This window comes from Gemmata sp. (genome assembly GCF_051859125.1).
Taxonomy (GTDB): Bacteria; Planctomycetota; Planctomycetia; order Gemmatales; family Gemmataceae; genus Gemmata.
On record NZ_JBHYGG010000295.1, the window covers coordinates 23,118 to 35,596 of the forward strand.

The 12,479-nt window shown below is 68.8% G+C and carries 10 protein-coding genes; 5 read left to right on the forward strand and 5 right to left on the reverse strand.

All coding sequences use genetic code 11. The features are described from left to right. Positions 1-117 precede the first annotated feature (117 nt). On the forward strand, positions 118-549 hold the full coding sequence (locus ACTIGN_RS31300) for a hypothetical protein (RefSeq protein WP_439631367.1): 432 nt from the start codon (positions 118-120) through the stop codon (positions 547-549). A 144-nt stretch (positions 550-693) separates the two neighbouring features. Next, on the forward strand, positions 694-933 hold the full coding sequence (gene rpsR / locus ACTIGN_RS31305) for a 30S ribosomal protein S18 (RefSeq protein WP_439631384.1): 240 nt from the start codon (positions 694-696) through the stop codon (positions 931-933). Positions 934-1,030: 97 nt separating this feature from the next. Here rpsR and ACTIGN_RS31310 read toward each other — a convergent pair whose 3' ends face one another. Together ACTIGN_RS31310 and ACTIGN_RS31315 are read right to left on the reverse strand one after the other, a co-directional pair. Next, the gene (locus ACTIGN_RS31310) at positions 1,031-2,389 is read right to left on the reverse strand and encodes an ABC transporter permease subunit (RefSeq protein WP_439631369.1); all 1,359 of its coding nucleotides are present in this window, start codon (positions 2,387-2,389) and stop codon (positions 1,031-1,033) included. A gap of 1,036 nt (positions 2,390-3,425) precedes the next feature. After that, on the reverse strand, positions 3,426-4,730 hold the full coding sequence (locus ACTIGN_RS31315; protein ID WP_439631371.1) for a CapA family protein: 1,305 nt from the start codon (positions 4,728-4,730) through the stop codon (positions 3,426-3,428). A 263-nt stretch (positions 4,731-4,993) separates the two neighbouring features. Here ACTIGN_RS31315 and rpe point away from each other — a divergent pair, with 263 nt between their 5' ends. Further along, positions 4,994-5,653 carry a ribulose-phosphate 3-epimerase gene (rpe, locus tag ACTIGN_RS31320; protein WP_439631373.1) on the forward strand — a complete coding sequence of 220 codons (660 nt, stop codon included), beginning with the start codon at positions 4,994-4,996 and terminating at the stop codon, positions 5,651-5,653. A 222-nt stretch (positions 5,654-5,875) separates the two neighbouring features. Here the strand turns inward: rpe and ACTIGN_RS31325 are convergent, their stop codons facing one another. Beyond that, positions 5,876-7,447, reverse strand: coding sequence for an OprO/OprP family phosphate-selective porin (locus tag ACTIGN_RS31325; protein WP_439631375.1), 1,572 nt, complete (start codon positions 7,445-7,447; stop codon positions 5,876-5,878). Positions 7,448-7,632: 185 nt separating this feature from the next. On the opposite strand from ACTIGN_RS31325, the gene ACTIGN_RS31330 reads away from it, so the two are divergent. Continuing rightward, positions 7,633-8,532 carry a rhomboid family intramembrane serine protease gene (locus ACTIGN_RS31330; protein WP_439631376.1) on the forward strand — a complete coding sequence of 300 codons (900 nt, stop codon included), beginning with the start codon at positions 7,633-7,635 and terminating at the stop codon, positions 8,530-8,532. Here ACTIGN_RS31330 and ACTIGN_RS31335 read toward each other — a convergent pair. After that, a complete protein-coding gene (locus ACTIGN_RS31335) occupies positions 8,468-9,283 on the reverse strand; it encodes a hypothetical protein (protein WP_439631378.1) in 816 nt (271 codons plus the stop codon). The genes ACTIGN_RS31330 and ACTIGN_RS31335 overlap by 65 nt on opposite strands. Before the next feature lie 97 nt (positions 9,284-9,380). Continuing rightward, positions 9,381-9,995: a hypothetical protein gene (locus ACTIGN_RS31340; protein WP_439631380.1), complete on the reverse strand. Its 615-nt coding sequence runs from the start codon at positions 9,993-9,995 to the stop codon at positions 9,381-9,383. Between the two features lie 195 nt (positions 9,996-10,190). Here ACTIGN_RS31340 and ACTIGN_RS31345 point away from each other — a divergent pair, with 195 nt between their 5' ends. Then, the gene (locus ACTIGN_RS31345) at positions 10,191-12,407 is read left to right on the forward strand and encodes a DUF1549 and DUF1553 domain-containing protein (RefSeq protein ID WP_439631382.1); all 2,217 of its coding nucleotides are present in this window, start codon (positions 10,191-10,193) and stop codon (positions 12,405-12,407) included. The last annotated feature ends 72 nt before the right edge of the window (positions 12,408-12,479 follow it).

Sequence of the window (12,479 nt, forward strand, 5' to 3'; positions counted from 1 at the left end):
TACGGTAAAATCATTGGGAAGTCGATAAAGATCTCGGACGCGGCACCGAAGAACCTGGGAACGGGCACCCCGCCCGACGTCACCTTCCCGACCGAGTCCCGCAAACAGGAGGCGACCATGTCCGTCGAAGACATCAAGAAGCGGTTCATCAACGAGATCAAGCTCCGGGCGTACGACGACAAGTACCTGGACAAGAACGAGGAGCGCGAGATCCTCCAGATCGCGATCCAACTCGGCGTCAACATCGACAGCGCCCGAGGCGCGCTGGTCCAGGTGTGCGACGACCAGGGGTACGTCCTGGAGAGCCAGCTCGCGAAGCAGATCAAGGACCAGGTCGAGGCCGCCGCCGGCAACGACGGGAAGGTCGACCAGAAGGAGTTCGACATGATCTTCCACACGGTCAAGAAAACCGCGCAGGGGAAGAAGAACGACCGCGACCTGAAGAAGATGATCGTCCAGGTGATGGAGGACAGCGGCAACAACAAGGTGAAGACCGGCTGGTTCAGCGACTGGTACACCACGCTGAAGAAGGACCTCGGGATGGCGTGAGCCCCCGGCCCACCGCGACGCCCGCCGATCGGCGGGCGTCTTTTCTTTTTCCCTTCCCGTTTTTCGCGTGACTCCTAGGATGTCACTTCCCGAATTTTCGGCACATACACGGTAACATCACGGCGAGGGTGGGTAGAGCGTATGATCCGCAAGAAGCTGGGCAACAACCGCAAGAACCGCTGTCGGTTCTGCACGAAGGAAGGGTGCCCCCGGCCGGCGTTCGTCGATTACAAGGACGTGAGCAACCTCAAGAAGCTCATCACCAGCCAGGGGAAGATGTTCAGCCGCAAGCGGAGCGGGCTGTGCGCGACCTTCCAGCGGGCCGCCGGCGACGCCATCAAGCGCGCCCGCTTCATCGGCCTGCTCCCGTTCGTCGGCGAGTGACGAGGCGCCGCACGGCCCCTCGCGAACAACCGAGCCACGGGGGTAACGCCCCCGTGGTCTTTGCATTCCTAGCACCACCGCCGAACGCGAACCCGCGTCACTTCTTCCGCCCGAACAGCGACCACCCGCCGCCCGACCCCTCGGCCTCGCGGAACAGCACGCTCTCCCGCTGGAACTGCCGGACCGCGGCCCACAGCGTCAGCCCGACGCACAGCGCCAGCGACCCCACCACCGCCGGCACGTGCTGCCACGGGAACGGGTCGGTCCGCACCGCCATGAGCCGCTGCTGGAGCAGGAGCGCGTTGGCCACCGGGATCCAGCTCGTCACCTCGTCCAGTTCCATCCCCGGGCTCATGCTCCAGTACGCGAGCGGGAGCGTCACGAAGAACATGGGGACCATGTAGTAGTTCCCCTCCTTCGTGCTCCGGGCGAAGATCCCCAGCGCCAGCGTGCTGGCGGCGATCAGCATCGCGAGCGGCAGCGCCGCCAGCATGCACATCGCCAGCCCCGGCAGGTAGATGAGCGTGTGCGGGAAGTACACCTGCACCGCGGCCGTCACCAGGAGCATGAGCGTCACGTTCCACGCGGCCGTGCCGAACCCCATCGTCACCACCGCGGCGAACTTCCCGAGGACGATCTCGATCCGCTCGGCCGGGCTGATGAGGAGCGTCTCCATCGTGCCCCGCTCCTTCTCCCCGGCCGTCATGTCGATCGCCGGGTAGATCGCCCCGGTGAGCATCCACATCACCAGCAGGAACGGGATCGTCTTCACCAGCACGTCCCGCAGCTCGTCGAACACCTTCTTGTCGGCGGCCTTGCCGGACTGCGGGTCGCGGACCTCGACGGGCGAGTCGAAGTCGGCGGACAGGCCGGCCCGGGCGAACCGGGCGTCCTTGAGCCGCTCGACCCAGGCGTGGATGGTGCCGGTGAGCCGGCGGACGGCGATCTTCGAGTTCTCCTCGCCCTCGCGGCCGAGCACCTGCAGGACCGGCCGCTCGCCCCGGTCGAGTTTGGCGACGAAGTCCGCCGGGACGACGAGGATCGCGTCGGCCTCGCGGCGGTCGAGGAGCCCCTCGTCGGGCGCGTCGATCAACTTGACGGTCAGCGACCCGCCGTCCGGGCTGTTCTCCAGGAAACGGGCGTTGAACTTCCCGTCGGTGACGAGCGGGGGGAACGTGCGGGCCTGCCGCTCGGCGACCGCGGCCGCCGCGCCGCCGACCGCCGCGACCGGCGACGCGACCCCCTCGGGCTGCGGCTGCGGCAGGTAGTGCGCCCCCACGACGGCGACGACGAACACCTTCTCCTTGATCGCGGCGACGAACAGCAGGCCGATCCCGACGAACAGCGGGTACATCACGACCGGCAGGCCGAGGATCAGGAACAGCGTCCGCCGGTCCCGGAGCTGGTCCCGGACCTCGCGGTTGGCGATGAGGCGGACGACCGACCAGCGTGGCATGGCAGTCTCTCGGCGGTGGCTCGGACGGACGGGGGATAGAGGTGCTGGCGGGTGCATGGTACTTTCGTATGGGTGATGTTGATCTGGTTAAAGTTGTTTCCAAGACACTTTAGCCTACCAACCGACCACAAGTTCTTTTTCACAAAGATATTACGCTCCTCTTTTTTATCGCCACAATTGTTGAAGGTTGTGTGAAGGGGGTTCCCCTGGGATTGAGCCGCTTTATGATCAGGGCGGCTGGGTTTTTCCCTGGCCACACACCTTGACGCACACGAAGGAGTCAGCGATGCGAACCGTTCTTCTCTGCGGCGTTGCTCTGGCGGGAATGGCAGCCGACGCTCAAGCCTGTGGGCGTCGGCGGGCGGCTACTCGTCAGGCCGTCCCGGTGGCGGAGTCGTCGCCGCAATCCTACCGTGGTAGTTACTGTTTCACTGTCCATAGTGCCGGTGCTTCGTTCGTCTATTCGTACCCGACGTGGGCCGAAGCCGTAAGGGAAGCCGCATTTCATGCCTCGCTTAATGTCTTCGTGACGCCTGTGTATCCGTGCAAGTAGGTCGGGCAGGGTTAGCAGTAGTTGCCTACAGAGACAGCAGCAGGATTTCATGGACAATGGCCCCACATCAAATGACTCTTCGTTTTTGTGGGCCCAGTTCAATCCCCTTCGGCGTTCGGCCCCTTAATCGGGCCGAACATCCGAACGGTACGGGCGTTCGGGGGCGTTTTGGTCGCCCCCAACGCTCCGCCGAAGAAGCCTTGATTTGTAGCATTTCCTGCGATGCGTATGCCCGAACGGTGCCGTACGCTTCGACCGTTCGTTGTCGTTTGTTTTATCGTTATAACAAACTGGGGACGAAATTAGCCCCTGGTGTAGCGGGCCGCGGTGGCGCGGCTCTTCACCCCCGAAGGGGTGGCACAGCGTGACTGTCGCACCCTTTCATGAGGCTGCGATTCCACCTTACACGTCACCTGGGGCGTTGCCCCAGGCTACGTAGTCGCACTCCCTTCGGGGTGAAGACGAAGTCCTTTCCGACCGTCGCTACTCCCTCCCCAGCAGGTGCTCGCGGAGGAACGCGAAGTAGTCCTCCTCCCACTTCGGGACGCGGCGGAACTTCGTGGACTGGTTGCGGTAGTCGTCGAGCATCAGCAACCGCCGCTGCCGGCCGCCGAACCGCGGCGCGTTCATCACGAACGCCGTCGCGTCGGGGCTCCAGTCCACGCGGCCCGCGGCGTCCCGGAACAGGCGGAGGCCCTGCACCCACCCGACCTTGCACTCGAACGTGAACATCGTCGTCGCGAGGTTCCCCATCGAGTACGCCACGAGCGCCTTTCGTTGCGGGCCGTCGGCGGTCAGGGTTGAGTCCGCGACCGCCCCCCGCAACTCCGCAGGCAGTTGGCCCTCGCTCCCGTTCACGAACAGCGTCTCGCACGGCTGCTGGACGTGCGGGTGCGTGCCGAGGATCAGGTCGGCCCCGAGCCGCACGACCTCGCGGGCGACCCGCATCATGCCGGGGTCCGCGTAGTACTCGAACTCGTAGCCCCAGTGGACGGCGACGACACGGTAGTCGCAGCCCTCGGCGGCCATGTCGGAAAGCACACTGCGGATCTCGGGCAACTCGATTTTCGCGCCGGGCTCGAAGATGCCGCCCGGCAGCGCGTTCATGCGGACGTTCGGGTTCGGCTTCACGAACGAGTTCAGCCCCCACGCGGCCGCGTAGAACCCGACCTTGATGCCGTTCACCTCGAACGTGACGTACGGCTCGCGGCCGCCGTCGAGGGCGATCCCCGAGTGCGGGACGCGCAGCTCGTCGAGCAGCGAAAGGGTGTCACGCGCGCCTTGCTCACCGCGGTCGAGCGCGTGGTTGTTCGCGACCGACAGCGCCGAGAACGTGCTGCGGCCGTCGGGCCGGCGGAACGCCCGCACCAGGTTCGGGTGCGAGTTGTACGTCATGTAGTCGGGGAACAGCCGCGGCACCTTGAACCGCGGCGAGATCACCGACTCCAGGTTGCCGAGAACGGCGTCGTGCGAGTTGAGGTGGGCCAGCACGCCGGGGTCGAGGAAGTCGTCCCACCCGTCGCGGAGCCACATGATGTCGCCGACGAGCGCGAGGCGGGTCGCGCCGGCGGCCGCGGGCCGGGCCGCGAGGGACCGGAACGCGCGCCGCTGGCCGTTAAAGTGCCGCACGACTTCCGGAGACGCCGTGTACTTCTTGTAGATCGACTTGCGGGCGTAGGACACGAGGTTGAGCGCCGCCTTATGCGCCGGCAGGTTCTCGACGCGGAGCGCCTGCCAGGCGGGGACGTGCTCCTCGGGGGTAACCGAGTACGGGAAGCGGTCGGGCATTCGCGTGGTCCCGGGCGGGTGGGGTCAGCCCGGATCCGGTTGATTCCTCACTGTAGCCGGCCTCTGTGAGGCCGGTGCTACGGGACTCGCACAGGCCCGGCCTCACAGAGGCCGGTTACAGAACGAATGCGGATCAATCGGACCTGGGGTCAGCCCGAAATTATAGGGAGCGGCCGCCGACCGGCCGGTCGCCGCTCGCCGGGGGGCGCCGCGGTCGTTAATCTGGACGGTGGCACGGACCCACCACCCCACGGCGACTACCCATGATCGCGCCCTCCATCCTCGCGGCCGACTTCTCCCGCCTCGGCGACCTCGTCAGGGAGGCCGAGGCGGCCGGCATCGACCGGGTCCACGTCGACGTGATGGACGGCCACTTCGTCCCCAACCTGAGCATGGGCGCGGTCGTCGTGAAGGGGCTGCGGCCGGTCACCAAGCTGCCGCTCGAAGTGCACCTGATGGTCGAGGACCCGGACCGGTTCCTCGACGGGTTCGCGAAGGCCGGGGCCGACTCCCTCATCGTCCACCTGGAGGTCCACCCGGACCCGCGGCCCATCATCGCGCGCGTCCGCGGCCTGGGCAAGAAGGTCGGGCTGGCGTTCAACCCGGACATGCCGGTCGCGAGGGTCGAGCCGTTCCTCCGGGACATCGACCTGGCCCTGTGCATGACCGTGTTCCCCGGGTTCGGCGGGCAGGCGTACATCCCCGAGAGCACGCAGCGGATCGCCGAGCTGCGGGCGCTGGTGCGGAAGCACAACCCGGCGTGCGAGATCGAGGTGGACGGCGGCATCGACGCCGCGACGATCCCGCTCGCGTCCGGGGCCGGGGCGAACGTGTTCGTCGCGGGCACCGCGGTGTTCGGCGCGAAAGAAGGGATCGCCGCCGCGGTCAAGAACCTGCAGCGGCTGACGGTGCCGGTGGCGTGACGCCCGGTGGCACTGGGTGTGTGTACTGTAGCTGGCCTCTGTGAGCCGCGCCTGTTCAAGCCCCCCTGATCCGGCCCTGCGGTGTTGAGTCGTTGGCCTCACGCGGGCCGCCACGGAGGGCGGCCCCTACAAACCAAACGCGAACTGTCTGGTAGGGGCCGCCCTCCGTGGCGGCCCGCCAACCACCTGATCTACCCGGAGGAGCCCCCGGACCGCCGGCCGTCAGAAGTCGAACTGGGTTCGGAGGCCGACGGCGCTCACGTGGCCCTGGCCCGAGTTGCCCTTGTCGCCGACGCGCGTGTAGTCGTAGTTGAGCTGCAACCGGGCGTTGGTGTTCACGTACCAGTTGAGGCCGAGCGTCACGCTGTCGAGCCGGCCGGCCCAGATCGCCTTGTTCGAGGCGTCGATGTACGTGTACCGCACGGCCACCTCCCACGCCCCGGGGCCGTACCCGTCGCAGGCGGTCCGGCGGAACTTGAACGGCCGCAGCGGCGCCACGCGGTCGAAGAAGAAGTACCTGGCGTTCCAGGTGCGGCTCTCGCCCGTCAGGAACAGCATCGTCTCGGCGTAGTACCCCTGGAAGAAGATCGTCCCCTGCGGCGGCCCCGGCGGGCCGGTGAGGCCGGCCGTGCGCACGCCGTTGATGACGTTCGCGGTGTACTCCGACTGGAACGTGAGCGGCCCCCACACGGCCGCCGTCTCGACGTTGTACAGCGTCTGCGACGTGGCATCGAGCAGGTTCGTGTTCACCAGGAGCGGGAGCAGCGGGAACGGCGCGTTGCGGACGTTGTCGCGGATGCGGACCTGGACCCGGTCCTCGACCGGGTCGCGGTGGCTCATGGCCCCGCCGACGTGCCAGAACACCTTGTCGTCCGGCATCCACACCGGGAGGGCCGCGACCCGACCGGTCACCGCGTACTGCCCGTCGCCGACGCCGAACCCGAGCAGGTCGCTCTCGTTCTTGTACGCGCCGACCGCGGTGAACACGCGGGCCTTCGCCCACGTCCGGAACGCGCTGATGCCGGGGCTGAACCCGTTGTTGAACGCCGTCGGCTGGGCGAGGTCGAACAGGTACGACCGCTCCAGGAACTCCAGCGCCCGGTAGTTGTTGAGGTGCTCGAGGCTGAACCACTCCTTCTGGCTGCCGAGGCGGACGTTGCCGAGGAGCGGCACGTCCTTGAAGTTCAGCCACGCGTCGGTCGGCCCGGGGCTGTTGGTGACCGACCCGGCGGTCGCCTCGTTGGTGGTCCCCGCGGGCGAGAACCCGATGCCGTTCATGAACTCCAGCTCGAACTTGTAGTCCACCGCCTCCCAGAGGGTGCCCTCGGTGAAGATCCGCGCCCGCCGCAGGTTGGCCCCGTCGTTGAACTTGCCGACCCCTTCCCCGCTCCGGAGCCCCTGCTCCAGTGCCGGACTCGCGGTGTACCACGAGAAGTCGTACTGGACCGTGGCCCCCCAGTGGCTGACGAACCGCTTGTCCGTGGACTGGACGTACAGGCCGTTGTTCCAGACGGTCTCGAACGTCGGCTTGGCCAGCGCCGGCGACTGTGCGGGGGGAGGCGGTGCGGGGGTGGGCGGTGCGGGGGTGGGCGGTGCGGGGGTGGGCGGTTGCGCGGCGCCCGGGACCGCGGGAGGGGCCGCCTCGGGAAGCGCGCCCGGCCCGGCGATCAGTTCCACGGTCGGGGGCGGCAGCGGGGGTTGCGGGGCCTGCGCCCACGCCTTGATCGCGGCAAAGAACAAGACGCCCCCGGTCAGCGCCCCCCCGAGCGCGTTCCGGACCCAGGTGCGATTCATGCCGATTTCCCCCTGAGCATGGCGCACGCCTCATGCCGGCCGCGGGCCGCAGGGTCAAGCTCACTCGGGGCCGGCGCGCCCCCCGGGGCGTTCCCGGTGTTTCGGTCCGGTCGGGCCGCGTTCCGGTTTCGCCGGGCGGCGCGGTCTGCTAAGCTGGGGGAAGCGACAGTCCACCGGGGGCGGGCATGGGGATTCAGGACCGCGACTACTACCGCGAGGGCTCCAGCTTCCTCGACGCCTGGAACCGCCAGGGCGTGACCGTGTGGCTCATCGCCGTCACCTGCGTCGTGTTCTTCCTCCAGTACATCCCGGGCAGCCCGCTCGTCGCGGCCGGGCGGTACGACCCGTGGCTGGTGCAGGACGGCGAGGCGTGGCGGCTGTTCACGCCGATGTTCCTGCACGCCGGGCTTTGGCACCTCTTCTTCAACATGCTCGCGCTGTACTTCGTGGGCACCCGCCTCGAAGAGGTCTACGGCCGCACCGAGTTCGCGGTGACGTACCTGCTCGCGGGCGTGTTCGCGCAGGCGTTCTACTACCTCGGGTGGGTCGCGGACATCGCCCCGGGGAACCCGACCGTCGGGGCCAGCGGCGCGATCTCCGCGGTCCTCGTCATGTACGCCTGCAACTTCCCGCGGCAACAGGTGCTGCTGTACTTCGTCATCCCGATGCCCGTGTGGCTCCTCGTGACGATCTTCATCGGCCTCGACCTGATGGGCGTGTTCGGCGCGGGTAACGGGCGGATCGCGTACTTCGTCCACCTCGGCGGGGTGGTGTTCGGCGCGATCTACTTCCTGTCCGGCGTGCGGTTCACGAGCCTGTTCGGGTCGCGGCGCGGCTCGGCGGCGCGCGTCGTCCCGCGGCTCCGCGTCGTCCCGTCCGACGCGGCCGACGAGGACCCGCCCCCGCCCCGCTCGTCCCCCGGGGGCGGCACGGCGCGCGAGGGTGGGCCGCCCGAGGACTCGCTGGAGAAGCGGCTCGATCAGGTGCTCGCGAAGGTGTCGAGGGACGGCCAGGGGAGCCTCACGCCCGAGGAGCGCGAGATCCTGTTCCGGGCGAGTGAGCTGTACAAGAAGCGGCGGAAGTAGCCGCCGACCCGCGGACCTCGGCGGCGACCGCGCCGGCCAGCACCTCTTCGAGGTCCGCCAGCGCCCGCGCCGCGGGCATCCCGTCCAGCACCCGGTGGTCGAAGTGCAGCCGGACGTCGACCGTGCCGTCGGGCCGGATGACGCCGGTGTTCAGGCTCGCCGTCAGCGGGCAGATCAGGTTCAGCGCCGCGGCCCCGCCCGCCCCCGTCAGACTCACGCCGAACGTGCCGAGGTTCCTAGCCTTGATCGCGCCCGACCACGCGGTCGCGTACCGCCACACGAGCCGCCGCACCGGCAGCGGGAGCCGGGCGTACCGCAGCTGGCGGTTGAAGTTCCCGACCGCCTCGACGGGCCGCGTCTTCCACTCGTTCAGCTTCGCCACCAGCTCCGCGAGCGGACGCGCCTCGGGGTTCTTGACGAGCCCGAACAGCACGGCCGGTTCGCCGCGGTACTCGCGCTCGACGGCGACCGACGCGACGCTGTGAGCGGCCTCCCACAGGTGCGGCCACGGGAGCGGCAGGTACGCCCGCCGCAACTCCGGGCGGCGCGAAGCGACGAGCGCGAACGCCTTCACGAACAGGACCGCCCACGGGGGCGGGTGCGGCGCGTCGCGGCGGGCCGCGGCGACCGCGGACACGTCGATGCTCCGCTCGAACGTGACGACGGGGATGTTGCGGGAGGCGTGGAGCAGGTCGCAGACGAGCCGCCGCGGGGCGGACAGGGCCATCCTTCGGCCGGGGACCGGTGCCATTCGATGAACCTCGGGGGCGAGCCTTGCCCCCGGTATACGACATCGCGGTGCCTTGGGGAGCGCGGAGGCGGGAGCCGCTCCCGCCCCGGCCCGCGGGTCACGCCTTCTTCCCGTCCTTCATCATCCCCACCATGTCGATCTTCCACGCCCCGCCCCTCTTGACGAACTTGATCGGGCTCTCCTTGTCCTTCCCGTTCGACACCTGCGTCACGGTCCCGGTCGCGGTGTCGCCCTCGACCTTGAGGTTCTTGAGGTCCTTGAACGTGACGTCGAACCCCTCGCCGCCCTTCTGCGGGAGCGCCGCGAGCATGTCGGCGATGAACCCGGGCTTGTCCTTGACCACCGCGGCCAGTTCCTTCATCGCGGCCTCGGGGTCCTGCTTGTCCCCCTTGGGCTTGGTCTTGAGGGCGTCCTCGCTCACGCCGTGCTTCTTCATGACGTCGGCGATCTTCTTGCTCGACTCCTTCGCCTCGGGCGGCCCGCCGGGCAAATCGCCCATCCCGGCCGCGAACGAGCCCACGAACACGAGGCCGCCGACCATCATGTCCTGCGACTCGTCGGTGAGGTGGCTCACCATCCGCTTGTAGTCCTTCTTGTCCGCTGCGTCCTTGAAGTCGGCGAACACCTGCTCGGGGGACTTCGAGCCGCTGCAACCGACCAGTGTTCCCAGGACTCCGGCCATGAGGGCGGTGCGGGCGAGCGTTGAGCGCATGAGAAACTCCAGTGAGGTAACCGAACCCGGTGGTGGACGCACTCCTACGTTCGCCCGGCCGGTTGCGGTATTGTCCGGAATCCCACCCGGTCCACAAGCTCGGAGAGCCCCGCAAGATAATCCGACAGTTCTCCCACTCACACCCCCGCGTTCGCGTGTGGTACACTCGGCGTACCCCGCCGGAGTCACCCTCCCATGCTCCTCCGCACCGCCGCCGCCCTGCTCGTCGCCTCCGCACCGTTCCAGCCCGCACGGGCCGCCGAGGTGTCGTTCGAGCGGGACGTGCTGGCAGTCCTCACCCGCGCGGGGTGCAACTCGGGCGCGTGCCACGGCAACCTCAACGGCAAGGGCGGGTTCAAGCTCACCCTGAAGGGCGAGGACCCCGCCGCCGACCTCGCGGCCCTCACCCGCGACATGCTCGCGCGCCGCACCGACCCGCACCACCCGGCCGAGAGCCTGCTTCTGCTCAAGGGGAGCGGCAAGGTGCCGCACGAGGGCGGGAGCCGGTTCTCGGTGAACAGCCCCGAGTATGCGGCGCTGCTCGCGTGGGTCCGGGGCGGCTGCCGCCCGGACCTGCCCGGCGGCCCGACGCTCACCAAGCTCGACGTGACCCCCGCGGCGAAGATCGTCGTCGAGCCGGCCGACCGGTTCCAGGTCTCGGCCGTCGCGCACTTCTCCAACGGCACCACGCGCGACGTGACGCCGTTCGCCGCGTTCGAGTTCACCACCGTCGGCGTCGCGAAGGTCACGCCGGCCGGCGAGGTGGTTCGAGAAGCCACCGGCGAGACGGTGCTGCTCGTCCGCTACCTGTCGCAGGTCGCCCCGGTGCGGATGGTGTTCCTCCCGGACCGGCCGGTGCCGGACATGGGCGGGATGACCACGTCGCACCCGATCGACAAGCTCGTCGTCGCGCAGCTCCGCGAACTCCGCGTGAAGCCGGCCGACATCGCCCCCGACCACGTCTTCCTGCGCCGCGCGTACCTCGACACCCTCGGCGTGCTGCCCACCGCCGCCGAGACGCGGGCGTTCCTCGACGGCACCGACCCGAAGAAGCGCGAGAAGCTCATCGACGCGCTCCTGGAGCGGCCGGAGTTCGCCGAGTACTGGGCGCAGAAGTGGTCCGACCTGCTCCGCAACGAGGAGAAATCGCTCGACAAGAAGGGCGTGGCGGCGTTCTACCGGTGGATCGCGGCGCAGCTCGCCGCCGACCGGCCGCTCAACGAGTTCGCCCGCGACGTGCTCGCCGGGACCGGCAGCACCTACGCCAACCCGCCGGCGAACTTCTGGCGGGCGGTCCGGGAGCCGACGCAGCGGGCCGAGGCGGTCGCGCAGGTGTTCCTGGGCATCCGCATCGGCTGCGCCCGGTGCCACAACCACCCGTTCGACCGGTGGACGAGCGACGAGTACTACGGGTTCTCGGCGCTGTTCGCCCGGGTCGACTACCGCTTCGCCGACAACACCAAGCGGGACAAGTTCGACAAGCACGAGTTCGTCGGCGAGCAGTACGTGTTCCAGAACCGCGACGGCGAGGTGATCCACCCGCGGACGCAGAAGCCGGCGCGGCCGGTGTTCCTCGGCGCGAAGACCCCGGCGTTCGGCCCGGACGCCGACCGCCTCACGGCGCTGGCCGACTGGGTCGCCTCCCCCGGGAACCCGTTCTTCGCCCGCACCCAGGTGAACCGCATCTGGCTGCACCTGATGGGCCGCGGGCTCGTGGACCCGAACGACGACTTCCGCGCCACCAACCCGCCGACCAACCCCGAACTGCTCGACTTCCTCGCGAAGGACTTCGCCGCGGGCCAGTTCCGCGTGAAGCGGATGGTGCGGCAGATCATGACGAGCCGCACGTACCAGCTCGCCTCGACGGTCCGCGACAAGACGACGATGGGCGACGACCTGCACCACTCGCACGCCTCGGTGATGCCGCTCGAGGCCGAGCAACTGCTCGACTCGCTGGCGCAGGTGACCGGCGTGCCGGTGCGGTTCGAGGGGCACCCGCTCGGCGTGCGGGCGAACCAGGTGCCGGCCCCGCCGCAGAGCGGCCGCCGCGGGCACGACGGCATGGGCCAGCGGTTCCTGAAGACGTTCGGCAAGCCGGACCGGCTGCTGACGTGCGAGTGCGAGCGGAACGACGACCCGGGGTTGCTCCAGGCGTTCCAGCTCATCACCGGCGAGCTGATGAACGAGATGATCCGCACGCCCGACAACCGCCTCGGCACGCTCCTCGCCGCGGGCAAGACCGATTCCGAGATGCTCGACGAGGTCTACCTCTCCGCACTGTGCCGACCGCCCACTGGGACCGAGGCGAAGAAGCTCCTCGCGCTGCTCGCCAGTGCGAAGGACCGCCGCGCCGCCTGGGAGGACGTGCTCTGGGCCGTGTGCAACAGCAAGGAGTTCCTGCTGCGGCGGTAGAGCGGCTCCATCATTCCGGGCGAACCCTGAGCGCCAGCGAGGGGGTGAGGCTCACCCCCTCGCTGGCGCTCA